The following is a 26406-nucleotide window of genomic DNA, read 5'->3' as shown; positions in this document are numbered from 1 at the left end:
GCTTGAGTACCATCATCCCAGGCCACGTAGTATTCAAAGTGTGAATTACTGTAGTCTTTGCGGGTGACTTTTTTGATAATACCGGTTTTACCGCGTCGATCAACAATCGAATTACCATTGGTTTCATAACTAGCACTATCTAACAATTGGACCTTTTGCCCGACATGATACTTCGCATGATAAGTAATTTTATCGGTTATATCCTGTTCAGCAATATGTTGGTTTGTTACCCCATTACCAAAATCAATGACATATTCAAAATGCGAATTACTATAATCATGATGTGTCACCTTTTTAACCGTTCCAATTTTTCCACGCCGATTCACAATTGAATTTCCGTTGGTTTCATAGATCGCCGTGTTTAAAACTTGAACACGTTGGCCCACATGGTACTTAGCACTATATTGACTATCATAAACTTTTTCTAATAATTGTTCATAATCATTCATCGTATACGTTGAGCCAAAGAATTGGCTGGCGTTATTTGCCCAATAACCATCCGGATCAGTATGATCTGTGCCACCTAAACTGCGTGAAACCATTGCATGGCTCCATACTGTTTTACCTAACTCTGGCTTTAGTCCAAATTGGTGTAAATAATCCGCCTGTAAATTAGCCAAATTCCAAATTTCGCGCGCAAATGCATCCTTACTATTAACTTCAGTTTGTTCTGTTTGAATAAAACGTCGGTTTCCTTCAGCCCCAGATCCCCATGATTTATAACTCGGATCTGCAATCGCCACCACATTATTAGCATCAACAAATGAATGAACAAAGGCGCTATCGGCATGGTTTAACATATAGTTAATTTCATTCCAAATTGCATTATCACTATATTTATCACTTGGGTTAGCCGTCTCATGCACGACGACCCCTTCTGGCTTACCATGTCGATACTGCATGTCAACGCCCAACCAATTCGGGTGATTCAACCAACTGTTTACCTTATTTTGCGTTGGTAATTTTTTATACTTTTGAGCGGAAATATAATCATTGACTCGATTAGCGCTAATTGCTTGTTGATTAGTGATTAAGCCTAGCCCCAATGTCAGCCCTACAACTCCAATTAATTTTCCCTTATTCATCCCTTAACTCCTAATATCTATGTAGCCATACATTAGTCTTAACAATTCATAATTATCATAGCATAATTCCAGATAGACTACGTAATTTTCACATATTATTCAAAATCTTAGCTATTTAAAAAGCCACACCTAATTCATTAGATATGACTTTTATCATGATTGATTTTACTCTAAGACCGTCGTTGCCATGACCGTCCAATTAGATACAAATTAATTGTCCCTAGAATCATATACACTCCAAAAATCAGACAATACTTCGGATCATCAACCAGCGTCTGCTTCGCTTGGTGTTCTAATGTAAAGGTTGGTTCAATACTATTATCAAGCTTTTGATTCCGTTTCACTTTCGCATCATCTGGCCAAGCTATCTTCTTGGTTGTATAAATAAACATCCGTGAATCAACAATATCATGTTGATTCTGATTAACAACTTGCATCTTATAAGTACCCGGATGTAATTTCACTGGATAACGATTCGTAGATTGGACTGGCAAATCAGCCACCAGCTTCTTTTTTGCATAAATTTTAATATGCACCTTATCCGCCTCTTCAGGTGTCAAAGCAGCATCCCGAATTTTTGCGTTTAAACGATTTGAGAAATTGTACACCTTAAACTTAAACTCATACTCCGAATTCGCCTTTAATTTAATCGGGCGTGAAAAAGTATAATCTTCATACGTATGTGACAAAGTTGGCTGATTAATAATCTGTCGTTCCCCTAGAATTGGCCGATTAGTAATGGCCCCGAACATGAGCAGTATCATACCAATGGCACCCAAACTCAATAGGATTTTCGGTTGATTTTTCCAGGCAAACGACTTACCTTCAACATCCACAAATCCAGATAACATAAATAAGAAGGGCCAAATTACAATCCCGTATCGATCACGCGTTTCCCATAGTAAAACATGGAACAAAAAGACTCCCACAATCGACAAAGCACTAAAAATAATAATTGATTTCCGTTCATCGCGGATTTTAAAGGCTTGCCATAGCGCAATTAACGCTAAAATAATCAGCGCGCTATAAATTGGTTGCGTCAATTGAGCCATCACATAACTAGCTGATATAATATTCAAATTCTTCTGCACACTAATTACATTTGAGAAATCCATTAATGTTAAACCACGCGCAAAAGTATAGCGGATCTTATGCCAAAAATGACCTAATAAAGCGCGCTTAGACATAAAATCAAGCCGGAATTGAATCGAATTTTTTAATTCTTCCGTCCGCTTAGGTTCTTTCAAACCATACCATCCCCAGGTATCCTCGACATTCGTTTCACCGGAAGTACCTGGATTTAATCCCATATTAATCCACGAAACCGTGGGCATTTTTATTTGTTCTGTCGTCTTGAAATTAGTCTGATGTTCAACCGCCTGGCCCGCCACATTGACCGCCCCAAAGACAACCAAAATTAAACTCAACATCCCCAGCTTTTTAAACCAAGGCTGTTTCACTGTGAAAACTAAAGCTAAAATTAGCGCAATCCCAATAATTAACAAATTTTGCCGTACAAGCATGCCAATTGCCAAACATAAGCTAGCCCCCGCTAACGCCCACCAGCGCTGGGCGGCACTTGGGGCATAAATAAATTTAATCCATAGGCCTAACGTAATATAAATTACGGCCACACCTACAATATCATTATAGATGAAAAGATTAAAAAGCCACATCGGGAAATAAGCTAGCCCCAATACTAAAAACCACTTCGTATTAAATTTTGGAATTTTATGACTCTGTTGAACCGCAAATCCCAGACTAAGGTCATATAAAAGCGTTTGAACTACTACTGCCCCTAAATAATGATTAGTTATCCCCAGTAAATTAAAGGCCTTATAAATCAATGCCCAAAACAATGAAATCATGACATTATTGGGGTATATTTGAAAATACTTTAGCCAATGAAAATTTCCATTGGCTAATTGTTCCGCTTGATCAAAAACATAACCGGTATCGGTGCTAACTGGTCGCTGAAATTTGAAAATAAACAAAGCCTGTACCAATAAAATTCCTAAAATAATAAATAATAATTTATTTTTATTCAACTGCCTTAGCTTCCGAATACTAAATAGTAAAGCCAATACCGCAATCATCGTCGCCCCCAACCGGTAAAACGCATCCATTAGCAAAGGCGTTTCATTGGGCGCAACATTAAAAGGCTGACTAAAAAGCGCACTAGCTAATATCAGCAAACTAATGACGATTCCAAAGCCTAAAAACATGGCATTAAAAAAACTAACACTTTTTTTCATAGATCCTATCCTATATATTAAATTTTAAAGCCTCTTTGGCACTCTTTAGGCAGTATATCATTATTTGCAATTTTTTTACGGCCAACCATGGTTATATTATATATTCTTAAAGACTTCTAACAGTCCTTCCGCTTCCATTTTGATCCTGTCAATTAACCAAAAAAAGATATTAAAAAAGCATGACCATGCTGGACATGCCGTCATACTTTTTCACTGGCAAACTTTCTTAAATCTTATTTCTTAGGATAAAGGTCATTTTTAGCCATGCGGATTTTATTCTTAGCATTTTGTCGAATTCCCATCAGCTTCCAACTATTAATACCCGGCTGAATCGTTGTATTCTCATCCAATGGATCCAAGATTTGCCAACCGGTTCCTAATTCATTCAAAGAATGATGTTTATTTTCATAATAATCACCGCCTACTAATACAGCCGTTCCTTTAATTCCCAGTAGCGATCCAATCACGTGGAAGTGATACCGTGTGCTTATCCAAACCTGGTCTTCTTTATATGGCAATCCTTTTTGCCACAAATCCCAGAAGCCAAAGAAAGTCATTCGCGCTTTAATTTCTGGATATTGATCAAAATAATCGCTGAAAAACAGCCAATTATCTTGTTCAATCATCGCTTCCAGCACCCCAATGCGCTTCTTTGCATTTTCTTCAGTCTGCAAATAAGCGATCAATTCATTTAAAAAGGCATCACGATGTTCATCATCAACAAACGGTTGAATGGCTAACAAAATATCCGGATGGGCCGGATTTTCATCGAGTTGGATCGCGTCCAATTTTTTGGCCATAAAGACATCGTCTAGCTCCAAAGTCGCTCCTGTAATTTCAGCACTGCGCGCGTCACGCACCCCAAAATAATCAAACAAAGGAATATATTTTTGGGCGAGACTCGCTTGATATTCGGGCGTTATAGGTGTCAAACCAAGCCCAGTAGCCAAAAGCTTAATTTTAGGATTTTGTTCTTTCACAAACTTCAATAATGGAAAAAAGAGATAGGTTTTTTTAAACGTTTCAGAAGTCACATCAAAATAACCGCCACCCAATAAATGAATTGAATCAGACCCCAACAAATAGTCAATTCCAGCCTGATTCCGTGGGTCACCTCCGGATAAAGCAGCAATTACAGCTTCTGGGTGCTCTAAATCAGCGCCATCATGGTCCGCCTTATAGATAGCATTCCAGACCGTGTCGACGAATTTAACGTTTGTAAACTCATCCCCAAACAAAAATTGAGCTCGTGCTGGGAACGGAACGTCCAACGTCAATTCAACATTCGATCGATTTTTGCTAAAGAATTTTAGCCAAGTACGCACAATTTGTTCATCTCCATAATTCGGATACCCAGCCGTTGAAATTAAATATACCTTATTCATTTAATAGTCACCTTCTTTCAATTTATTTTCCATATTATCTTTCATAATTTTACCATTTTTTTATCATTTTTACATAATCATTCTTAACTTAACACTTTTCAGTTGTGCTAGCAAAACCAAAAAAGGATCTAACTTAAATCAGTTAAATCCTTGTATCTGAATCTTATTTCAAATGGAGATTTGAAAAATTTTACTTTACAATATGCGTTCCCGCATTCTCGTTCATCAAAGCTTCAACATTATCTAAACCAGTCACAACGGCTTCATTTCCAGTCGCCTTAACGAAGTCCATCGCTGCGATAACTTTAGGCAACATTGAACCCTTCGCAAATTGATTGTCAGCCATGTAAGCTTCCATTTCAGAAACCGTGACTTCAGAGAGTTTCTTTTCATCAGGCTGACCAAAGTTAATGGCAATATTATCAACAGCTGTCAAAATAATCAATTGATCCGCGTGAACTAATTCAGCGAGCTTTTCAGAAGTAAAGTCCTTATCAATCACGGCTTCACTACCAACGTAGGCCCCGTCTTTTTCAATGACAGGAACACCACCGCCACCACCGGCTACCAAAACGGTGCCGGCGTCAACTAAGGTTGAAATCGAATCGCTCTCAACGATATTAATTGGCTTTGGTGAAGCTACAACACGTCGGAAGCCCCGGCCTGCATCTTCAACCATAGTCCAAGTCGGATTAGCCGCCTTGACTGCTTCAACTTCGTCAGCTGAATAGAAAGGTCCAATAGGCTTTGAAGGGTTTTGATAAGCGGCATCATTGGCGTCGACTTGCGTCCGTGTCAACATTGTTGCCACATGCTTATCACCTAAGCCAGCCTTTTTTAACTCTTTATTCAAAGCGTTTGAAAGCCACAAACCAATTTCACCTTGGGTCATTGCCCCAACTGTGTCTAATGGCATTGATGGGTTCTTTTCACTTGAACCAGCCTCTTGTTGTAACAAAAGGTTTCCAACTTGTGGACCATTTCCGTGGGTAATAATAATTTGATACCCATTCTTAACGAATTTAACTAATTGATGTGCTGTGGCTTCCAAAGCCAGTTCTTGCCCTTTAGCAGATGGATCATCAGTTAAAATGGCATTGCCGCCGAGCGCTACTACGATTCGCTTCATTATTCATTCTCCTCATTTGATGTTATATCTTATTAACCTTAAATTGTGATAAATCCGGTTGCCAAGGCAATAATAGCCCCAATTGCGACTAGAGTTAAGACGACTGATGCAATCTTTTCATGATTAGAAACTTCATAACCATACTCCTTACGAGCGCGGAAGTAGAAGATCAAACCAATGGCATACAAGACCGTTGTTAACCAGAGATACGTTAATCCTGCTAACAAAATGGCCATCAATTGAAAGGCTAAGGCAACCAAACCTTCAACAACCCAACCAGCCTTCTTCTCTTGCATTCCTAACTTCATTTGGTAAGCACCGACCAAGAAGTAACATACAATAATCGCTGAAGTACATAATGAGTAGGCAAATGTATAAGCTTGATCAGTAAACAAAATTGAAATCAAGAAAATTTGAATAAATCCTTGCGTTAGCCACAATGAATTGGCTGGGGCATTATTTTTATTCATCACTCCAAACCATGATGGCAAAATTTGTTGCTTAGTCATCAAACTTGTTGCCTCAGAGGGCAAGATTGTCCAGCTAATCCAAGCTCCAAAAATGGTGATAATCATTCCTAAAGCGATGAACGCACCGCCCAAGGTTCCAGTCATTGATTGGAAAAGGTACAAGATAGCAGGGCTCTTCATCTTAACTAATTCTGATTGTGGTAAATAACCGTATGGTAACATCGTTAAGAACACATAAATGACTAACAATGAAATCAATCCGATTACAGTAGCCTTACCAGCATCAGACTTTTTCTTGGCACGGCTAGCCAACATGGCAGCCCCTTCAATACCAACGAAGACCCACATCATCGCCATCAAGCAGCCCTTCATTTGTTCCATGAAACTACCAGGTCCGGTAAAAGTTAAGCCTGAAAAATTAACTTGTCCGGCTGTATTGACGATAAAATTACTCCAAAAATGAGCTGTAAATACGTCAAATTTAAAACTAATTGCTGCCATCAACGCAAATGCTGCTAACGGTACCAACTTACAGACGGTGACGACGGCATTAATCGCAGCCGCTGATTCCACACCACGAGCCACAAACCAAGTCAAGAACCATGAAAGCAATGATGCCACCAACACAGCTTGCCAACTATTTCCAGATTCAAAGGATGGGAAAAAATATCCTACCGCCGACATCATCATCGTAGCAAAGGCAATATTTCCTAGCCACGCTGATAACCAATAACCCCAACCAGAAACGAAACCTACATAGTCACCAAAGCCGGCACGGGCATAATCCGAAACCCCTTCTAGCTCCGGTTTAAAGAGCACCAAATTCTTCAGTGATAAGGCCAGCGCCATGATTCCAACTCCAGTAATTCCCCACGTTAAGAGGGTAACTCCAGGAGTCGCTGCACGCGCCAAAGTGGTTGGTAAGTCAAAGATTCCTGCACCAATCGCACTTGTAATAACCATCGCAATCAGTGCAAATAATGAAATTCCGTTATTCTGCTTTGCGTTGTCCATGGTCTAACCCCTTAGTCTTCTAATGCTGGCACTTCAGGGATAAAGAGATTTCCCAAAGTGGCAGCCATAATTGCCTTAATTGAGTGCATCCGGTTTTCAGCTTCATCAAATTGACGAGCATACTTACTACGGAAGACTTCATCAGTAACTTCCATTTCAGTGATACCATACTTAGCCTTAACATCTTGACCATACTCAGTTTCAGTATCGTGGAAGGCTGGCAAGCAGTGCATGAAGATCAATTGATCATCAGGTGTTCCAGTCATCTTCAACATATCCATGTTAACTTGGTAAGGCTTCAACAAGTTGACGCGCTCTTCCCAGTTAGTCTCACCCATTGAGACCCAAACATCGGTATAAATAACATTTGAACCCTTAACACCAGCAGCGATGTCGTCAGTAACCATAGGCTTAGCACCACTCTCCTTAGCAAAGCTGTTGGCAAAGTCAACTACTTCTTGCGCTGGGTGCAATTCCTTAGGAGCAACGATATGAATATTTACCCCAAGCATTGATCCAGTAACCAACAATGAATTAGCCATGTTGTTGCGCCCATCTCCAACGTAAGTCAAAGTCAAGCCCTTCAAGTGACCAAAGTTTTCCTTTACAGTCATGAAGTCGGCAATCATTTGAGTTGGGTGCCATTCGTCAGTCAAACCGTTCCAAACTGGAACACCTGAATACTTAGCTAATCCTTCAACATCTTCTTGCTTGAATCCACGATATTCAATCCCATCAAACATACTTCCCAAAACGATTGCAGTATCTTCAACAGATTCCTTCTTACCAAGTTGGATATCGTTGGCTCCCAAGTACTCTGGGTGAGCACCCAAGTCGATAGCTGCGGTAGTAAAGGCTGAACGTGTCCGCGTTGATGACTTAGCGAACAATAAGGCAATATTCTTACCTTCAAGATAATGGTGTGGGATGTGTTGTTGCTTCAAAGCCTTCAAATGCAATCCAAAATCAACGAAATATTGAATTTCAGCGGGTGTGAAATCTTTTTCAGCTAACAATGAGCGTCCTTGCAATACTGAGTTTACTTTTGCTTCAGTCATAATCTATTATTCTCCTAAAATTTTTAAAGGTCTGTAAAGTCAAATCCAGACCATCGTTTGGGATACAAGTGGATATCCGAATTTCAATGATCTGGCTTTAACTTACGATGCTATTCGATTTTAATGAACTAAATTAGTTCAAATTCTCACGCCACAATGGTTGGCTCATGCAACGAGGACCACCACGACCACGTGACAACTCACTTGAAATAACCTCGTGTACTAAGATACCGTGCTCACGCAACATTTGGTTTGATACGTAATTACGGTTGTAAGTAACAACTTCACCAGGGGCGATGGTCAAAGTATTTGAACCATCATTCCATTGCTCACGAGGAGCAACAATTGGGTCACCATTTCCAGTTTGGATCAAATCAAGTTCTGAAACCTTCAAAACATCCTTCAAAACTTGCTCCAAGTTAGTACGGTGCTCCATGTGGACTTCACCATCCTTACCAGGGGTCAAGATGTAAATATTCATTGAACCTTCAGCGTCCATGATACCTGGGAAGACAGTAAATTGATTGTAGTTAACCATCGTGAAGACCGTATCCAAGTGCATCATCGCGTGGTTATGAGGAATCTCAACGGCAACTACAGTATCGAAGTGACTATTTGGATTTGAGAAGAACTCTTTAGCCAATCCTTCGATTGAACGTGATGAAGTCCGCTGTGAAACCCCAATGGCCATAACGTGGTCATTCAAGATCAATTCGTCTCCACCTTCAATGCGAGTATCGTGATTCCGGTCACGCCAGATATCAACCTTACCAGCAAAGCGGGTATGATACTTCATGATGTATTCAGTAAAGAGTGACTCAGGACGACGAGCTTTGAATGTCATATGGTTAATCGTCATTCCACTACCCATTGATGCTTGTGGATCCCGTGTGAAGTAAGCATTTGGCAATGGATCCAAGAAGAATGGATTTGCGGCATCGCTTCCAGCTAAATCGTGCAATGAGGCAGTCTTGATTGTAAGCTCATTGCGACGAACTCCGGCGTACAACTTTGTAACCATGTCCTTAACTGACATACTCATCAAGTACTCCTTCAAAGCGTCATGTGTAGCTCCCATGGCGTACCCTTCTTCGGTCAAATATGTTTCCAAAAAGTTTTCGCGAATTTCTGGTGACATTGAAAGGGTCTCAGCCGCTAAATCTTCAATGTACAAAACTTCAGATCCGTTTTCCTTCAAAACATTAGCGAAGTAATCGTGCTCTTTTTGTGCAATTTCCAAAAATGGAATATCATCAAACAACAACCGTTCCATCGTGTCAGGTGTGATGTTTTCAATTTCAGCACCAGGACGCTTCAACAAAACTGACTTCAACTTACCAATTTCTGAATTGACTTGAATAGCTTTTTCAGTCATGATCGTGCTCCTTTGTAATATATAATCTTAAAATGTGTTGTGTGTAGTTTGGAAGTTCTTAACTTCCTTACGCTGTCTATAATAAAGCGTTTACATCGCTTTAGAATAGGGTCATAATAACAATGATGATTGTTCATTTGCCCAATGAAATTTTAAAAATTTTTTGGTAATAATTTTTGCGTTGAAAAGCTGACTTTTTTGGCCTTATAATGAAAGGTATCTTCAGTCTGTGTTATCTTTTTGGCAATTTTTTCCGTCGATAGCTTGACCACACGCCAATTACGCAACATTTAAGAATATCTTTCAACTAAAAGTAATAAATATTCATTTATTACAATTTAGTTTTCCACAAATGCTTTATTAATACATGTTTTTAAATAATTATGCAAATACACAATTATTCAATCTGATTTTAAGAAAGTAGGCTCGCATCATGGGAATTTCAAAAAAAGAAGCCCAAGCATTACTCAACCAAAACTTCTATCATAATGCATTAAACTTAACCATTCTTGATCCCAATGGTAATATTCTTGCCACCAATTACAATTCAGCTTCAGGACGGCTCTCAACCCAGAGCATTCAAGCTCTGATAAAACATGTCAACCAGAGCACCTCAAAATGGGTTGAAACCTCTGACTTAGACGGCAACACCACATGCATTAACACGCTTTTTCAAGAAGAACTTTTAATTGGCTATCTCTTAATCTTTGGTCCTACTGAACAAGTGAAAGGAGCTAATCAACTTATTTTAACCATCGTTAATATGTATTTAAATAGCAACTACAAGTTCGACTCTAATATGCCTTTAACCGATCGTGAACGATCTGATATCTTCGTTCGTGAATTGCTGCTTACCAGTAAAAATCCGCGCCCTTCCCTCAAAGAAGAGGCCGAACACTTTAACCTAAATATTGAAAACCCTATATATGTGGCTGTTATTTATGCCTCGCAACCAATTAAGAAAAAGCATCCGCTCTATAATTTACGTAACCGCATCAATGGCCGTTCCCTGCTATTGAAAGATAACGTTTTGGTATTAGTATTTTCATCCAATACCGCGTTAGAATATATTAATTCTTGGAAAGACGACACTATGCACATTGGCGTCTCCACCAAACGACGCGACTTTTCCGCAGCCTATCATGAAGCTGTCGAAACCATTCTGCTCTTGGAATGGCTGGATCCAGAGCAATGTACCAATAATCAAATTCATGATTTTAATGAGTTTGAAGCCTTGTTACCCCTAATTGACGCCCAAATTGATGTCAACAACTTAGTCGAAACCTTGGCCCAATTAGATCGCAATTATGAGCACCATGAATTAATTCATACTTTTTGGTACCTTTTGAAAAACGATGGGCACATCAAACCTACTGCCGATGACTTGCATATTCATCGCAATACCCTCACCTTTCGGATCGAATCCCTCAGCAAGTTATTAAATATGGATCTCCAAGCGTTCGACCAACGGGTGCTAGTTTATATTGCTTTACTAAAATACTTTACCTATGGACTCACTTCCGCACTGGAAATGGCTGATAAGCTTTTAGAAGCGGATGCCCATAATGTATAAACATTCATACAATACACAACCGATTTATGTATATTTAAACAAAAGTCGCCGGAAAATTTTCCGGCGACTTATTTATTTTGTTTCAATTAAAAATACTTAACCACTTATTTTTAAAATAATAATTCATATTTACGACGTGCATAACGCGCATGTACCGCTCGCGTTTCAAACGGCAGGCGTCGATTTCCTTTACTATCAACTAACCATTTCATCTTTAACATCGTATCCATCACCCGCCGAATCACATCCGGTGATAAATGATCTTGGACTTGGGTTAAGCGAATAATCACTAATTTTCCCGTTTCAGTATTACTAGCAGGCTTCAATTCAAATAATAAATCTAACTGCAATTCATCCTTAGGTAAATATTTCGGATTCCGTTCCACCATTATTGATTCTCCTTTTGATTCATTTTATGCGCTTTAGTATCAATTAAGCGAATTTCATGGGTAGTATTTTCCAACCCTAACTCAAGTAATAAGCGTGCTAAGCCTTCTACTTCATTTTCATGAGTATCTGGACTAATCATAAACGTCCGCGTAATTTTTTTGCCATCATGCGTTTGATTAATAATTGCCGCCTTCTTCGTATGCATCGTCGTCTGAATTGCCATAATTAAATTCTCCTTCTTTTTTGCAGCTGCTTTTTGCTCCCGGTACTATTAATAACGTTTCCCTTTGATTTTTGTGCTCAAAAAAAGCCAACATTTCTGTTGACTGCCTTTTAACGGCTCAAAAGCCGATAATTCAATTTATCACCAGACCATCAAGACTTGATTTCTTCATCTAACTCCGGCGCCTTACTTTGTTTTTCTTGATACTCCGTACGATTTAACGTCTGGTTAATTTTATATAACCAGCGACTCTTACTAGGCCAAATTTGATTTAAGACTGATGTCACCATTGTCCCAAATAAAACAATCGTCGCAATTAAATTCAGCCACAACATCAAGATAATGACCGAACCTACCGCCTGATAAAACGAGTATGAACGCCCAGCAAAGTTAATATACAATCCAAAGCCCTTTGCCAATAATAACATCCCCCCAACTTGCACTAGTGAACCAACTAAAACCCACTTAAACCGGGGTTTGATAGCTGGTATGACGAAGTTAAAAAGCGTTAAGCCAATAAACAGACCAGTCGGAACCGCCGCACTTTTAATTAGATCAATGTCTTTAACAATCTCCGCCGGCAAAGGTAAAGTCTCTAATAAGTTGTTACCAATTGAAGCGATGATTACTAAGGTACCCATGCAACCAATTAAAAAGATCATCCAAATTAATGAAATGGCGCGCCCTAATAGCGTATTTTGTTTGACCTCAATATCATAAATCGTATTTTGTGCTTTCCGAATACTCGCTACGACCTTGGAAAGGGACCACAATGCGAACAAAATCGTAATTGAAACTGTCCCTACACCAGGATGCTGCAAAATTGACTTAATCATTGGAAATAAAACATTCGTAATCGTCGTCGGTACATTTAAATCCAAAAAATGCATTACATTTTGGGTTGTTAAGCCAAAGAGTGGTAAAATTGTCGCCAATATAATGATCGAGGGAAATAGCGATAATAAACTATAATAAGCGATTGCTGCCGTATCCATCGATAAATCTGCCCGATTAAAGGTTTCAAGTGAAATTTTAAAATATGGGTTATTGATTAATTTCTTAAAATTTTTTTTCATTGCTTTCCCCTAAAATTTCTAATCCATATCTGCTGCGAGGATTGTAATGCCTTAATTTTAAGGTATCAAAGGTCGCATTTCAACCTTGAACCCTAAAGAAAAAGCTTAGATCCAACGACCCAAGCTTACATTGACGCTTACATATGCAAAACGCCAAACACTCCCAAAATTACGACCACAATTCCAAGAACGATTCGGTACCACCCAAAAGCCTTGAAATTATTATTTTTAATGTAATCCATCATAAACTTAATCGCAAAGAAGGCTACCAACCATGAAATCAAAAAGCTTAGAATTAACACCAAGCCTTGCATGCCGGTAAAAGTACCACCCTTCGCGAAGAAACTTCCTAATTTAAGAATTGAAACTCCCACCATGACCGGAATACTTAAGAAGAATGAAAATTCTGCAGCGGCAACCCGTGAAACACCTAAGAACATTGCCCCCAAAATCGTGGCCCCAGAGCGTGAAGTTCCTGGCACAATTGATAAGACTTGAATCAAACCGATTGCCAAGGCCAGCTTATATGACATCTTATTTAAATCGGTCATCCAAGGTTGCACATCTCCGCGCGCATTATAATTTTCCAATAAGATAAATAGAATTCCATAAAACATCAAAGCACCCGCAACCACCGTAGTCGTCATAAAGTGCTGGTCCATGTAATCGTTAAGGAGCAAACCAATCACTGCCGCTGGGATGCAGGCGACAATAACCTTCATCCACAAGCTCCAAGTCTGCTTTTGTTCAAAACGCGTTTTACTAGGAGAAAATGGATTCAACTTATGGAAATACAGTTGAATCACCGCCATAATCGCTCCCAATTGGATGACATAATCAAAAACATTCATAAAGGATTTTGTCCAAACCTTACCGCCGGGGATACCCATCAATGATTCAGCAATGATGATATGTCCGGTTGATGAAACAGGCAAGAATTCCGTTAATCCTTCTACAATTCCAATAACTATGGCTTTAATAATTTCAATCATATTTTCCCTCTTTTAAATTTAATACTTATCAGTATACTACAAAAATAGATTTTATTGATTTACCGTGATATTTCCATCATACGTCGCCAAAACGACTTGATCATCAACATGATTATTTTTCATAAATGAATGTGGTTTCTTTTGACCATGCCACATATTAATACCAGTATTTTGTACTTCCAAGCGATAGCCTTTGGTCTGCAACTTTGCGGTTGTAATATTTCCACGATTCGTCGTTATGACATTCGTACCGTACAATTGCACTTGATCAAGTTGGTAATTTCCTTCACCCGTTTGCGCTAACAACTCTTGCGCCGAGACATACTTCCAATTTGTATTCCCACTTCCAATGTTCAATGATGTTTGGCCCAACTGACTATGATCAACATTGACATCTGCTTGCACCACATGCATTTGCGTTTGTTCAAGTTTCACCCCGTGCACCTGCAACAAACCAGACACACTATCTAACTTCAAATGTTTAGCCTGGCTACGATCCAAATTTAGCAATCCCACTTGGCTTGCTAATGTAATTTGCTGGCCTTCTGTCTGTTGCAAGCGCGTTTGACCAAAATTGTTTCTAGTTTTCAATTTAAAAATTTGCACTTGCTTGAGCGTTAAATCACCACTTGTGGTCTTCAGCTTCACATCTTGTAATTTAGTATTAGCTGGCACTTGAATCACCACTTGTTCGTTAACGTTAATCGTATCCGAAAAACTAGGCATCTTATTAACCGCGTCATGATAGCTTAAGGTCAGTTTTTGCTGATTAGTTTGCATTGATAGGCCCGTCGCATTCGTAACATGCCCAGTCACCTGCATCCCTTTTTTCAGTTCGGGATTACTTTTAACCGTAATATCTAAATTATCGCCCTGAATGTCTAAGCTCTTGATATTAGGATAATTTGCCTGAATTTGTTTGCTTTGTGGCACCCAAAAACGGCCATGATGCCAGAGCACCTCCGATCCGCCCCCCTGCCAAGAGCCGACCAAAACCATACTCAAACCAACCGCAACAATGAGAAAGCCAATCACAATTGAACGTAATGCTTTACCCATTTTGTACCTCCGTAATTTTAGCATACCGTAAGCCAACTGACTTCGTATACTGCATCAACCAACCCATTAAGCCACGCATCATCACGCCCATAATCGGCCATGCGATAAATTGAATTCCAATTAAAATCACACCAATTCCACCTTGGAAATCGCCCACCGCAGCATGATGGCCCAAAATCGCAATGCCCGCTATAATTTGATAAATCCCTAATAATAACATAATTATTAACGCAATATCGGCTAAAACAACAATCACAATCAAGACAAATAATGCCAAAAAAATTAGAAACATGGTCGGATACCAGGCAACATTAGAAGCCATTGATCCAATAATCAGACCGAGTAAACTAAATTGGCGTTGAATCCGGCGCATTCGATATTTAAATAAGCTTTCGTCGCGACTTGGCACCGCATTTTCATCAATCGTATCAACATCAATGGAATATTCGATCATGGCTTTTTGTGCTAATTGTCGCGGTGTACCTAAAGCTTTAATTAACGCTTCACCACTTAGCGTATGGTCTGCCGCATAATTTCGATAATCTTGAATAATTTCATTGCGTTTCTCAGCTGGTAAATTTGATAAATGTCCTTCCAACTGCGAAAAGTAAATATTACTTTCCATTGTTAACCCCTCTTATTCCAAGCACTTATGCACCGTTAGAATATTTTATCTTTAATGAATAATCCTCACTGCATTTTTATTTAATACTATTCTCTATATAATACACAAAATTTTACAATTATTAAAGCCTCTCGTTCATGATTATCAAATAAACCAAAATTTACCCAATTAAAAAAACTGACCGCGTGAACAATGCCAACCAGCCAGCTTTTCTTAAATCTTTAATTATTGTCCGTAACCATCAAGTGCTTCAGCGGCTGGAGCGGCTTCACTATAAGTCGCTCCAGTCGTACGATTCGCTGTAGTGGCCGTACCAGCATTATCTAAGTTGCTACCGGTTGTCTCTTCAGCTTCCGTTGGTAACTGATACAAGGACAATTTAGCATTTGAGACCTTTCCCGCGTAAAGCGGACCAGTCTTATCCTTCTTCAATCCTAATGACGACCGCAATATATTCGTAATACGCTGCTTCTCGGATTGCGTCACGTGCTCATAAGAAGTGCCACCAATCATATAACCACCACCTTGTAGATGATCATTTTTAATATTAGATGCTGCTGAAATATACTTTTGTACGATTAACATCATATCGTCATATGTTAAATCAGTAAGCGCATTTTTAGAAATCGTATCCAAGAAGCTTTGGTTAACTAGCTTCGTGGGATTGGACTTTGCCTTTTGCATAATTCCTTGTAATACCAAACGTTGCCGGGCAGTCCGACCATAATCACCTTGAGGATCATCATAACGCATCCGTGAGAAAGCCAAGGCTGCTTCACCATTCATCTTATTTGAATACGTATATTTACCATCTGTGGCGCCCTTATTAAAGCCAACCCGTGTTGAACCCTTCGTAAAGCTATACAAATCACCAGGATCCGCAAAGCCATAGTCATAACCTGAATCTGCATGCGCTGTTAACGGATTGTATTTGAAAGTTAGTGGTGATTCAACTTCAATTCCACCAACTTCATTGACCACATCTTCCATCCCATGCATATTGACCATTCCATAGAAATCAATTGGAACATTTAACCACTGCTGAACTGTCTTAATCGTGGTTGCCTCTTTACCAAATTCATACGCAGAATTCATTTTCTGCGGGAACTTTGCTTCAAACCCAACTGGCGCAATCACCGTATCGCGTGGAATCGAAACTAATGTGGTGGTCTTTTTCTTAGGATTAACTGTCATTAACATAAGGGAATCCGTGCGACCAGCATCTTCGCGACCCAATTCTCCAGTGTCAGTTCCCATCAATAAGACTGTAAACGGCTTACCTTGCGTTAAAATCTCCGAAGTATTTCGTGATTTTTTCAAACCAGAGCTTTTAAAAGTCTTATTAACTGCTTCATGAATGCGCTGATAAGTATTCGCAGTCGTAATCCCTAAAATGACTCCTAGGAAAGCAATTACCACTAAAACAATCCGAAATACTCTTAGTTTCGATTGACTTTTCTTTTTCGAATACATGTTATTACGCGAAATTCGACTATATTCCGATTGCGTCGAATTTTGTGGATCATTATCCATAACTATTCTCCTTTGATTTGGGCAGAGAAGCCCCTTTTGATTACAAAATTAAAATATAATGGTCGTCATCATAAACAAAATATTATATATCTTACCATTTTATACTTTTTAACTTAGACTGCAACCGGTGCTTTAATTCCTGGGGCCGGATTATAGCCTTCGACTTTAATATCATCCATCTCATAATCAAAAATACTATCAACGTTTGGATTCAAGTATAATTGTGGTAAAGGCTGCATTGCACGCGTTAATTGCTTCTTAACTTGTTCAAGATGATTAGCATAAATATGAGCATCCCCAAACGTATGAATAAATTCACCTACGGCAAAACCAGTTTGCGCAGCTACCATATGTAATAGTAGCGCATATGAAGCAATGTTAAATGGCACGCCTAAGAAAATATCACCAGATCGTTGATATAGTTGCAAACTTAAGCGCCCATCCACCACATAAAATTGGAAAAGTGTATGACATGGTGGTAAAGCTTGCGAGGGAACCGCTTCGGGATTCCAAGCTGAAACAATCAAGCGGCGTGAAGTCGGATTCGTTTTAATGGCCTCAATTACGTCTTGAATTTGATCAATGAAACCACCCTGGACCTTTTCCCAGCGACGCCATTGTGCGCCATAAACTTGCCCTAATTCGCCAAATTCAGCCGCAAATTGATCATCATTTAAAATACGGTCACAAAATTTTTGATGTTCTTCATCATATTGCACTTTGAAATTCAAATCCGTCTGAACTCGATGCCCAAAATCCGTCATATCTGGACCAGTATATTGGTCTGATTTTATCCAACGCTCAAACGCCCACTCGTCCCAGATATGATTATTATGTTCAAGCAAATAGCGAATATTGGTATCACCCTTCAAAAACCATAATAGTTCACTTTTAATCAAGCCAAAAGCAACTTTTTTCGTTGTTAATAGCGGGAACCCTTCCCTCAGATCATAACGCATCTGTCGCCCAAAAACAGAATAAGTTCCTGTCCCCGTTCGATCAGCTTTATAAGTACCATTTTCTAAAACGTCTTGCATAAAATCAAGATAGGTTTGTTCATTCTTACTCATATTTCAGGCTCCCTTATTCTGCATTAAGATAATCAGCAAAATTAAATGCTTTTAAATCGTCTAAAGCTAAATTAATCCGAACACTTTCAACGGTTTTTTGCGCTAATAATTCCGCAGCTAATGGTTCTTCCCGGTAGCTTCTTAAATAATTAATTTTCTTCACTCCAGCTTGCAACAAAAATTTTGTGCAATGTAGACATGGATAATCCGTTACATAAATTTCGGCACCATCCGAAGTGCCTCCATTTTTGGCTAATTGTAACAGTGCATTTTGTTCGGCATGCACCGCCCGAAGACAATGCCCGTCTACTAGGTAATGCCCTACTTCATCACAATGTGGCGTACCACTAACAGCGCCATTATATCCGCTAGCGATTAAGCGTCCATCTTTGACTAGAACAGCGCCGACATGCCGCCGATCGCAAGTACTGCGCGCTGCTAGCATCACCGCTTGCATCATAAAATATTTATCCCATTCAATTCGCTTTACCCGTGCCATCACCAAGTCCCCTTTTCGTTTTTCCATCATAGCAAATGATTACTCCATTTAATAGGGTTAAAATTTATGAATTTTATTGCAAATTTTTAATTTTTAGCGGGTAAATCCCATTAAAAGGCACTTGCAAATATTTGTGAATCATTGTATAATATTAGTTGGTATTTATTGTCGTTACACAATCGATCATTGTGACTTGCGTCCTTGATTTGATTGTTACTACGAACGCGTTTCGTAACGAAAGGAAGTGTTCATATGCCAACCGCATTAGCTGAAATTAAAGATAAGCTCGACGCTCATATTGGAGACGCTGTCACTTTGACAACCCATGAAAGCCGTCACCGTAATATCGAGCATGAAGCAGTCATCCGTGAGACATTCCGCTCCGTCTTTGTCCTCGATTTAAAACAAGATGGGGATCAATTTGATCGCGCATCATTTAGCTATACCGATATTTTGACCAATAATATTGAACTAAATTTTTAGTCATTATAGCAAATTAAATGAATGATTGATACCACAATGGTTAGATTAACCGTTGTGGTTTTTTCTTTTTCCAACAAAAAAAGCCCCCGTTGCTCAAGCACAACGTGAGGCTTTATTATTTAATCATCAATTGCGATTGGTCTAACTTTTCATCTTGGGCTTCCATTAAATCTTCATACGTTAATTCAATCACTTCAAAGTCATTAATATAAGCATCCTTATAGTCAAGCGGAATAATCTTAAAGCGTGAAACTGATACTTCAGTTCCCACTGTAATTTCTTGGTTACTATCCAAAATAAACCCTGTCAACGTTACCATCTCAGAATCACTAAAGGCTTTAATATCAACCTTAAAGTAACGCTCAAAGTCAAACAAAGTCAACTTACCATTAACTTTGTAATGCATCCGACCTTCATCGTCAGATCCAATTTTTTCAATCAAATCATCTGAAACGTCGTCAATTTCATCACGTACCGATCCAAATAATTCTTCGTAAACGTCTTTGTCTGTAACAATTCCAGACGTTCCGCCATATTCATCCTTAACCACCACAATCGGTGCACGATGCGTAATCATTTCTTGCAAGATGTCTTGAATTCCTTGTGTTTCAGAAACATTCGGAATATTACGCAAAACAATACGCACAGAAGCATTAGGATTAATCCGCATTTGCCGTACTAAATCATAACTAAATACATAACCAAGTATTTTATCCTTATCATTATTGGCAACCACAGGTAGTCGTGAAAACTTATCTTCCAAATACATGGAAACCGCATCTCCAATAGTAGCTGTAACATCAATCACCGACAACTGAGTTCGATCAATCATGATATCAGCGGCCTCTTTATCGTTCATTTCAAAGGCCCGTTTCATCAAGGCGACATCTTCTTGGTCAAGTTCTCCTGCCTGCGCAGCATCTTCAGATAATGATATGATCTCATTTTGAGAATAAATATCTTCATCCGGGTGCGTACTAAAGCCAAGCAACTTAGTTACCTCTGCCGCTGTTCGATCGAACAAGAAAATCAAAGGAAACAAAACCACGTGGAAAAAACGCACTGGCCGAACAATCATTAATAATGTGCGGACTGGTTGATCAATCGCAATGTTTTTTGGTACCAAATCCGTAAAAACTGCGTGAATAAATGTAAAAATCAAAATCGCTGACACCGAAGCAATTGGTTGCGCCATGCTAGCTGGCAAAATATGAGTAGAAAGAATCAAAGCTGCAATAAATGACTCTCCAATCCACCCTAAAATCAAACTGGTTAAAGTGATCCCCACTTGCGCCGTTGAAAGATATTCCGTCAAGTGCTCTGTCATATGTAAAGCACCTTCTAAGTTACGACTATGCTTAGTCTCATCAACTTCCATCATAGCCTTCAGGGCACTTGGACGCACCTTGACCAGTGAATACTCAGTAAGGGTAAACAAAACCGCCAACAACAAAATAACAACGATTGCAATTATATTATAGATAATGGACGCAGAATCCATAGGAAATAGTACCTCTTTTCTTGTTATATACTTTTTTCAAGTAACGCTTATTATACTGAAATAAAATCTTTAACACAAGCCATTATCGACCATTTAATTTGATTAGTAAACCCCTTCATCTGATAAGGCATTGTGTAAGGCAATAAACTGCTCTAAGGTGAGCTTTTCAGCCCGAATTTTAGGATCAATTTGAACCAGTTCCAATGCATTCAATAACTTTGTCTGCATTGTGCCAGTTTTACCAAAGGCCGTGGTTAAGTTATTCCATAAAGTTTTCCGCCGCATCGCAAAGCCAATTTTAAATAGCTCGAACAATTGACGTTCATTTTTCGGCAAGACTTCCAATGGTTCTCGTGGTTCCAGAACAACAATCGCTGAATCGACGTTTGGATTTGGAATAAATGATGTGCGATCAACATTAAATGCCACATGCGCTTGCATCCTATATTGAACGGCCAAAGACAATGAACCATACTCCTTAGTTCCCGGCTTGGCAGCCAACCGATTAGCAACTTCTTTTTGCATCATGACGACAATCGCTTCAAATGGCATCCCCGTCTCTAAAACCTGCATTAAAATCGGAGTCGTAATATAGTAGGGTAAATTGGCGATCAACTTCAAAGGCGCCGTGGAATCACTAAATTCGGTGGTCACTGCTGTTTTCAAATCAACCTTCAAAATATCTTGATTAATAACTTTAATATTTTTATATGGAGCCAGCGTTCCCGCCAAAACTTCAATCAACCGATCATCAATTTCATAGGCCACCACTTCTTTGGCCGCCCGAGCTAATTGTTCCGTTAAAGCCCCAATTCCAGGCCCAATCTCAATTACATTATCACTCGCCTGAACATTCCCCGCCTGAACAATCTGCTTTAAAATATTTAAATCAGTTAAAAAGTTCTGACCAAGTGATTTTTTTGTATTAATGCCATATTGATTCATTATGGCCTGCGTCCGTAATGGGGTCGCAATATCTGGATAATCCATCTTTTCCCTACCTATTCATCTACTTCTAAAGTGGTTAGCATTTGCTCAACGGTCCCTTTTTGAATACCAAACATCTGCAGGCGCTTTAATAACTGTTTCCCATTCACATACCCTAAATTCAACGCTTCGGCCAATTGGGTCCGCAGTTTTGCTGATTTTGGACCATTAATCAACCCCCAGGATAATAAATCAGACCGCTGGATATCTGAATGCACAATTGACTTTTTTTCATCACTCACCGCTTGCAAAACGCTTTGAATCGTTTCAATGTTAGCATACTCAATCCCCAAACTATGGTGCTTAATCTTAGCGCCCGCCGCATCTTTAGTTAAAAAAGCATGCTTTGCGTCAGGGACAAGCGTGGTGATTATCTTCCGCAACCGCTCACCATTATAATCTGGATCAGTAAAAATAATAATCCCTCGTGTTTGGGCGGCACGCACAATCGCGCCCTGAGTCGCTAAATTTAACGCTGATCCATTTGTTTCAATCAGATCAGCCGTCACCGCTTGTTTTATTTTAGCCGTATCTGCCTTACCTTCGACCACAATTACTTCATTAATTTGCATGAGGGGTTTTCCATAACCGGTGCGCGTTTTCAGTAGTCACTTGAGCCAACTCATTATATTCCATCCCCAAAGTTTCCGCTAAACTAGCAATGGTGTGGTGGACATACATAGGTTCATTAGGCTTCCCCCGCATGGGCACCGGTGCCAAATAAGGGGCATCCGTTTCCACCAAAATCCGATCTAATGGTGTGTGCTTAGCTGCGTCTCGGATATCATCAGCATTATTAAATGTCGCAATTCCGGAAAATGAAATATATAATCCCAAATCCAAAAAACGCTTCACTTCTTCGGCATTACCGGTAAATGAATGCATAACACCACCAAATTCTTGAACGCCGCTTTGTTTTAATTCTGTATAAATATCATCAAAAGCATCGCGTGCATGAACGGTCACAGGTTTGTGCATGTTTTTAGCGAGGGCGAGTTGTGTCTGAAAGGCTTTCTTTTGAACCGCTGCATCAGGGTTTTCATCCCAATAGTAGTCCAGTCCAGTTTCACCAACCCCAACCACTTCTGGATGCGCAAGCTGCGCTTCTAATATCTTCACTTGTTCTACAGTTAATTGTTCAACATCTTCTGGTTGAAAACCAATAATGGCTTTCATTCCTTCAAACTGATCAGCCAATTCGATTGCGCGAGTATTTCCCTTGGCATCAAAGCCAACCACATTCATTTCCATAATGCGATATTCACGCGCACGCGCCCAATATGCTGCCGGGTCGCCCCAAAAAATATCTTCATTTAAATGCGTGTGCGTATCATAAGCATCCACTGGACGCTTCGTTGGATCATAAATCGCCATTACTATCTCCTTAAATCATCTTTCTTACCATTATAACAAATTTATCCTTAAATTAAGGGGTTCTCCTTAATGTTTACTTAGTTTCTAGTTTGCTGCCACATACACAAATAAAATAATAAAACCCTATGCTGGTTAGACATAGGGTTAAATTATTTTAAGGAGTAGGTATATGAATATGGTTGTTAAAAGGGGGTTACCTTTCAACACAAATAATCATATCGCATCGACCTTAAATAGACTTTAATTCAAAGATAAAGTAAGCTTAAAATCCATCTTTTTTGAATTTATCTCAGCTCAACATAATAAAACCCCATGGTGGTTAGGCACGGGGTTTTATTATGTTTTAAGAAGTAGATATTATGAATATGATGTCGAGAGGTTACCTTTCAACATTTTTAATAATACCGAACTTACCTTAAAACGAGGTTAACATTACGCTAAATGAACCTTAAATTCATCAACACTTCCACATAAAATCATTAATAACGCTTCTGACAAACAACCGGATAATTTCTAAAAAAACAAATATTCATCATTAGCTGTTACTTGAAAGATTTAAAATTGATCAAAATAACTAAAATCGCTTACTATTTTGCATGATATTAATGCATAAATAACACTTTATATATAAGAACCTGGATTATGCTGGTGAGACTTTCCAATGGCTTCCAAGGTGCCTCTGACTCAAATGCCAAGCCCAATTCAATTTCTCGACCTTTTGGTAAATTTTTGAATGCTTTTAGCCATTCAAGTGATTTAATCAACCCATGATACAGCAGAATTGGTCACATTTTCACTTACATATTTAAATGTTTCAACCGTTAAGTCAAAGCAATTTAATAAATAAAAAAACTCATGCTATTTAGCACGAGCTTTTTTATTTTAAGGAGTAAGTATATGAATATGTTCGTTGTCCAGCTCTCTGGCCTTTCAACAATGATTATATTAACGTACTAACCTTAAAAAAAGATAAAAGGACTTAATTTTATCCCAAAGTTGATCCAACTTCGACTTCATCAGGCAAAATAGCTAATATAACGTTACCATCTTTTTCAGCTGACAAAAGCATTCCTTCTGAAACATATTTCTTCATCATCGTCCGAGGCTTCAAGTTGGCAACGTACGCCACTTTTTTACCAACCAATTTTGTATAATCAGGATACCACTGCTTAATCCCCGACAAAATTGTCCGCCCTTCAGCTGATCCATCATCAAGTTTAAACATCAAAAGCTTCTTTGACTTTTCAATTTCAGAAACTTCTTTAATCTTAGCAACTTTCAAAAGTACCTTTTCAAAATCATCAAATTCAATCATATCAGTTGTTGATTCATCATCCATTGCCTTTGCCTCTTTCTCCGTTTGATTAGCTTGTGCTTTCGCTTTTTTAACACTAGCTGTCTCTTTACCGCCACCCATCATAGAATCACGAATATAGGCAACTTCAGCTTCAACATCAATTCGTGGGAAAATAGGTGTACCCTTCGCCACTACTGAACCACCAGCTAGCAAATCTGAAAATTCGAGATTAATAATCTTTAAATCACTTTCTTCTAACCCAAGTTGCTTAAAAATTTCAGCCGGCGTATGTGTCAAGACTGGTTGCAACAAAATAGCAATCACTCGCAATGAAGCTGCCAAGTGAGCCATCACTGAAGATAACACAGCCTTTTGCGCTGGATCTTTAGCTAGGACCCAAGGCTCGGTCTCATCAATATATTTGTTTGAACGCGAAATCAACTTCCAGACGGCATCTAAAGCATCTGATACATGTAAGGTTTGCATATTTTGATTGTAATCATCAATCGTTTGCTTGGCCACGTCCACCAAATCTTGGTCAAAAGCCGTTGCCCCTGTTTGTAAGGCTGGAATGATACCATCTTCATACTTATTAATCATCGCCACCGTGCGATTTAACAAGTTCCCCAAATCATTAGCTAAATCAAAATTAACTTTTGCCACGAAATCTTCAGGCGTGAAAATTCCATCATTTCCAAATGGCATAGCTCGCAAAAGATAATAACGAACCGCATCGACTCCATAACGGTCGGCCAAAACATCGGGATAAACCACATTTCCCTTTGATTTAGACATCTTACCATCTTTCATCGTTAACCAACCATGACCAATAATTTGCTCTGGTAATTCAAGCCCTAAAGCGTGCAACATAATTGGCCAGTAAATCGTGTGGAAACGTACAATTTCTTTTCCTAACAACTGTACATTGGCTGGCCAGAACTTCTTGAATTTACTGTCATCATCAGATCCGTACCCCAATGCAGTAATATAATTCGATAAAGCATCAATCCAAACATAAATAACATGCTTCGGATCAGACTCAACGGGAATTCCCCATTTAAATGAAGTCCGAGTCACCGCCAAGTCTTCCAATCCGGGCTTAATGAAGTTATTGATCATTTCGTTCATACGGCTGGCTGGCTGAATGAAATCAGGATGCTTTTCATAATAGTCTAACAACCAATCCGCATATTTTGACATCGCAAAGAAGTATGATTCTTCTTTGACCAATTCAACTTCGTGTCCTGAAGGTGCCTTCCCACCAGTCACATTATCGTTTTCATCTCGGTAAACTTCTGCTAATTGAGCTTCTGTAAAATACTCTTCATCATCTACAGAATACCAACCCTCATACTCACCCTTATAAATGTCCCCTTGTTCTAATAACTGGTTGAAAATCTTTGTGACAGCTTGCTCATGTTGTGCATCCGTCGTACGAATGAACCCATCATTTGATATGTCCATTTTACGCCAAAGATCTTTAATCTCAGCGGCCATTTTATCAACATAAGCTTGTGGGGTAATACCCAGGCCTTCAGCTTTTTGTTCAATCTTTAATCCATGCTCGTCAGTTCCCGTTAAATAGTAGACGTCTTCATCCAATAGTCGGTGATACCGCGTAGCGGCATCAGCCAATACAGTCGTATATGTATTACCAATGTGTAGTTTACCTGATGGATAATAAATTGGTGTTGTTATATAAAATGTCTTTTTTTCTTGCTTCATTTCATTCCTACTTTCTTTCGCTACCACAAATGAGTCGTGCGAGGTTTAGTGTTATTATCTGTTTTACTAATTTAATCCGTTCTCTCAATTATATCAGAATCAAGACAGTTATATCTACCAAAAACCAATTTACAGATTATTGTTCTTTAATATAAAAAAGGCTCATCATTACTGATGAGCCTTTACTTTGCATCGCGACTTCCTATCCTCGCAGGAAGCGATCCTCCA

General features: G+C 39.0%; 23 protein-coding genes. 2 read left to right on the top strand and 21 right to left on the bottom strand.

Features of this window, described 5'->3' with window-relative positions:
- From IV73_RS06270 to arcA, 7 genes are all read right to left on the bottom strand, one after another.
- Positions 1–1085 (bottom strand): peptidoglycan recognition protein family protein (locus IV73_RS06270; RefSeq protein WP_057756468.1); only part of this gene is annotated, 1085 nt, incomplete at its 3' end.
- Between the two features lie 170 nt (positions 1086–1255).
- On the bottom strand, positions 1256–3340 hold the full coding sequence (locus IV73_RS06265; RefSeq protein ID WP_057756467.1) for a hypothetical protein: 2085 nt from the start codon (positions 3338–3340) through the stop codon (positions 1256–1258).
- Between the two features lie 233 nt (positions 3341–3573).
- Positions 3574–4725: a polysaccharide pyruvyl transferase family protein gene (locus tag IV73_RS06260; protein WP_057756464.1), complete on the bottom strand. Its 1152-nt coding sequence runs from the start codon at positions 4723–4725 to the stop codon at positions 3574–3576.
- A 190-nt stretch (positions 4726–4915) separates the two neighbouring features.
- The gene (arcC, locus tag IV73_RS06255) at positions 4916–5857 is read right to left on the bottom strand and encodes a carbamate kinase (RefSeq protein WP_057756461.1); all 942 of its coding nucleotides are present in this window, start codon (positions 5855–5857) and stop codon (positions 4916–4918) included.
- A 35-nt stretch (positions 5858–5892) separates the two neighbouring features.
- Positions 5893–7338: a basic amino acid/polyamine antiporter gene (locus IV73_RS06250; RefSeq protein WP_057756458.1), complete on the bottom strand. Its 1446-nt coding sequence runs from the start codon at positions 7336–7338 to the stop codon at positions 5893–5895.
- An 11-nt stretch (positions 7339–7349) separates the two neighbouring features.
- On the bottom strand, positions 7350–8396 hold the full coding sequence (argF, locus tag IV73_RS06245) for an ornithine carbamoyltransferase (protein WP_057756455.1): 1047 nt from the start codon (positions 8394–8396) through the stop codon (positions 7350–7352).
- A gap of 133 nt (positions 8397–8529) precedes the next feature.
- Positions 8530–9771, bottom strand: coding sequence for an arginine deiminase (gene arcA, locus IV73_RS06240; protein ID WP_057756452.1), 1242 nt, complete (start codon positions 9769–9771; stop codon positions 8530–8532).
- A 433-nt stretch (positions 9772–10204) separates the two neighbouring features.
- Here arcA and IV73_RS06235 point away from each other — a divergent pair, with 433 nt between their 5' ends.
- Positions 10205–11344 carry a PucR family transcriptional regulator gene (locus IV73_RS06235; protein WP_057756448.1) on the top strand — a complete coding sequence of 380 codons (1140 nt, stop codon included), beginning with the start codon at positions 10205–10207 and terminating at the stop codon, positions 11342–11344.
- A gap of 110 nt (positions 11345–11454) precedes the next feature.
- Here IV73_RS06235 and IV73_RS06230 read toward each other — a convergent pair whose 3' ends face one another.
- The 9 genes from IV73_RS06230 to IV73_RS06190 form a co-directional block, all read right to left on the bottom strand.
- A complete protein-coding gene (locus IV73_RS06230) occupies positions 11455–11733 on the bottom strand; it encodes a hypothetical protein (RefSeq protein WP_057756445.1) in 279 nt (92 codons plus the stop codon).
- On the bottom strand, positions 11733–11957 hold the full coding sequence (locus tag IV73_RS06225) for a hypothetical protein (protein ID WP_057756442.1): 225 nt from the start codon (positions 11955–11957) through the stop codon (positions 11733–11735). Before IV73_RS06225 ends, IV73_RS06230 begins: the two co-directional genes overlap by 1 nt.
- Before the next feature lie 152 nt (positions 11958–12109).
- Complete coding sequence (locus tag IV73_RS06220) at positions 12110–13033, bottom strand: YihY/virulence factor BrkB family protein (RefSeq protein ID WP_057756439.1); 924 nt, start codon at positions 13031–13033, stop codon at positions 12110–12112.
- 137 nt (positions 13034–13170) lie between these two features.
- Positions 13171–14025: an undecaprenyl-diphosphate phosphatase gene (locus IV73_RS06215; RefSeq protein WP_057756434.1), complete on the bottom strand. Its 855-nt coding sequence runs from the start codon at positions 14023–14025 to the stop codon at positions 13171–13173.
- A 51-nt stretch (positions 14026–14076) separates the two neighbouring features.
- Positions 14077–15084, bottom strand: a complete 1008-nt coding sequence (locus tag IV73_RS06210) for a DUF4097 family beta strand repeat-containing protein (protein ID WP_057756431.1) — start codon at positions 15082–15084, stop codon at positions 14077–14079.
- Positions 15077–15709, bottom strand: coding sequence for a DUF1700 domain-containing protein (locus IV73_RS06205; protein WP_057756428.1), 633 nt, complete (start codon positions 15707–15709; stop codon positions 15077–15079). Before IV73_RS06205 ends, IV73_RS06210 begins: the two co-directional genes overlap by 8 nt.
- 225 nt (positions 15710–15934) lie before the next feature.
- Entirely contained in the window at positions 15935–17242 is a 1308-nt protein-coding gene (locus IV73_RS06200) for an LCP family glycopolymer transferase (protein ID WP_057756425.1), read from the bottom strand.
- Positions 17243–17355: 113 nt separating this feature from the next.
- Complete coding sequence (locus IV73_RS06195; protein ID WP_057756422.1) at positions 17356–18312, bottom strand: thymidylate synthase; 957 nt, start codon at positions 18310–18312, stop codon at positions 17356–17358.
- 13 nt (positions 18313–18325) lie between these two features.
- Positions 18326–18811: a deoxycytidylate deaminase gene (locus IV73_RS06190; protein ID WP_083485570.1), complete on the bottom strand. Its 486-nt coding sequence runs from the start codon at positions 18809–18811 to the stop codon at positions 18326–18328.
- 252 nt (positions 18812–19063) lie between these two features.
- On the opposite strand from IV73_RS06190, the gene IV73_RS06185 reads away from it, so the two are divergent.
- On the top strand, positions 19064–19294 hold the full coding sequence (locus tag IV73_RS06185) for a Veg family protein (protein ID WP_057756419.1): 231 nt from the start codon (positions 19064–19066) through the stop codon (positions 19292–19294).
- 115 nt (positions 19295–19409) lie between these two features.
- Here the strand turns inward: IV73_RS06185 and IV73_RS06180 are convergent, their stop codons facing one another.
- The 5 genes from IV73_RS06180 to metG form a co-directional block, all read right to left on the bottom strand.
- Positions 19410–20795, bottom strand: a complete 1386-nt coding sequence (locus tag IV73_RS06180; protein WP_057756416.1) for a hemolysin family protein — start codon at positions 20793–20795, stop codon at positions 19410–19412.
- A 102-nt stretch (positions 20796–20897) separates the two neighbouring features.
- Positions 20898–21785, bottom strand: coding sequence for a 16S rRNA (adenine(1518)-N(6)/adenine(1519)-N(6))-dimethyltransferase RsmA (gene rsmA, locus IV73_RS06175; RefSeq protein ID WP_057756413.1), 888 nt, complete (start codon positions 21783–21785; stop codon positions 20898–20900).
- Positions 21786–21796: 11 nt separating this feature from the next.
- Positions 21797–22354 carry a ribonuclease M5 gene (gene rnmV, locus IV73_RS06170; RefSeq protein WP_057756410.1) on the bottom strand — a complete coding sequence of 186 codons (558 nt, stop codon included), beginning with the start codon at positions 22352–22354 and terminating at the stop codon, positions 21797–21799.
- Positions 22344–23156 carry a TatD family hydrolase gene (locus IV73_RS06165; protein ID WP_057756407.1) on the bottom strand — a complete coding sequence of 271 codons (813 nt, stop codon included), beginning with the start codon at positions 23154–23156 and terminating at the stop codon, positions 22344–22346. The genes rnmV and IV73_RS06165 overlap by 11 nt, the downstream gene beginning before the upstream one ends.
- Positions 23157–24141: 985 nt before the next feature.
- Positions 24142–26178, bottom strand: coding sequence for a methionine--tRNA ligase (gene metG, locus IV73_RS06160; protein ID WP_057756404.1), 2037 nt, complete (start codon positions 26176–26178; stop codon positions 24142–24144).
- Positions 26179–26406 lie beyond the last annotated feature (228 nt).

Origin of the sequence: Weissella kandleri, from assembly GCF_001438705.1 — a bacterium.
Taxonomy (GTDB): Bacteria; Bacillota; Bacilli; order Lactobacillales; family Lactobacillaceae; genus Weissella; species Weissella kandleri.
The sequence above is the reverse complement of the archived record's forward strand: the minus strand, read 5'-3'. Positions and strand labels throughout refer to the sequence as shown.

Excerpts from the sequence above, each read along its gene's own strand:
- IV73_RS06190 (WP_083485570.1), bottom strand. The coding sequence starts at position 18,811 with ATGGCACGGGTAAAGCGAATTGAATGGGATAAATATTTTATGATGCAA.
- IV73_RS06250 (WP_057756458.1), bottom strand. The coding sequence starts at position 7,338 with ATGGACAACGCAAAGCAGAATAACGGAATTTCATTATTTGCACTGATT.
- arcA (WP_057756452.1), bottom strand. The coding sequence starts at position 9,771 with ATGACTGAAAAAGCTATTCAAGTCAATTCAGAAATTGGTAAGTTGAAG.
- argF (WP_057756455.1), bottom strand. The coding sequence starts at position 8,396 with ATGACTGAAGCAAAAGTAAACTCAGTATTGCAAGGACGCTCATTGTTA.
- IV73_RS06200 (WP_057756425.1), bottom strand. The coding sequence starts at position 17,242 with ATGGATAATGATCCACAAAATTCGACGCAATCGGAATATAGTCGAATT.
- IV73_RS06180 (WP_057756416.1), bottom strand. The coding sequence starts at position 20,795 with ATGGATTCTGCGTCCATTATCTATAATATAATTGCAATCGTTGTTATT.
- IV73_RS06165 (WP_057756407.1), bottom strand. The coding sequence starts at position 23,156 with ATGGCGATTTATGATCCAACGAAGCGTCCAGTGGATGCTTATGATACG.
- IV73_RS06185 (WP_057756419.1), top strand. The coding sequence starts at position 19,064 with ATGCCAACCGCATTAGCTGAAATTAAAGATAAGCTCGACGCTCATATT.
- metG (WP_057756404.1), bottom strand. The coding sequence starts at position 26,178 with ATGAAGCAAGAAAAAAAGACATTTTATATAACAACACCAATTTATTAT.
- rnmV (WP_057756410.1), bottom strand. The coding sequence starts at position 22,354 with ATGCAAATTAATGAAGTAATTGTGGTCGAAGGTAAGGCAGATACGGCT.
- IV73_RS06210 (WP_057756431.1), bottom strand. The coding sequence starts at position 15,084 with ATGGGTAAAGCATTACGTTCAATTGTGATTGGCTTTCTCATTGTTGCG.
- IV73_RS06220 (WP_057756439.1), bottom strand. The coding sequence starts at position 13,033 with ATGAAAAAAAATTTTAAGAAATTAATCAATAACCCATATTTTAAAATT.
- IV73_RS06195 (WP_057756422.1), bottom strand. The coding sequence starts at position 18,312 with ATGAGTAAGAATGAACAAACCTATCTTGATTTTATGCAAGACGTTTTA.
- IV73_RS06215 (WP_057756434.1), bottom strand. The coding sequence starts at position 14,025 with ATGATTGAAATTATTAAAGCCATAGTTATTGGAATTGTAGAAGGATTA.
- IV73_RS06235 (WP_057756448.1), top strand. The coding sequence starts at position 10,205 with ATGGGAATTTCAAAAAAAGAAGCCCAAGCATTACTCAACCAAAACTTC.
- rsmA (WP_057756413.1), bottom strand. The coding sequence starts at position 21,785 with ATGGATTATCCAGATATTGCGACCCCATTACGGACGCAGGCCATAATG.
- IV73_RS06265 (WP_057756467.1), bottom strand. The coding sequence starts at position 3,340 with ATGAAAAAAAGTGTTAGTTTTTTTAATGCCATGTTTTTAGGCTTTGGA.
- IV73_RS06225 (WP_057756442.1), bottom strand. The coding sequence starts at position 11,957 with ATGGCAATTCAGACGACGATGCATACGAAGAAGGCGGCAATTATTAAT.
- IV73_RS06230 (WP_057756445.1), bottom strand. The coding sequence starts at position 11,733 with ATGGTGGAACGGAATCCGAAATATTTACCTAAGGATGAATTGCAGTTA.
- IV73_RS06205 (WP_057756428.1), bottom strand. The coding sequence starts at position 15,709 with ATGGAAAGTAATATTTACTTTTCGCAGTTGGAAGGACATTTATCAAAT.
- IV73_RS06260 (WP_057756464.1), bottom strand. The coding sequence starts at position 4,725 with ATGAATAAGGTATATTTAATTTCAACGGCTGGGTATCCGAATTATGGA.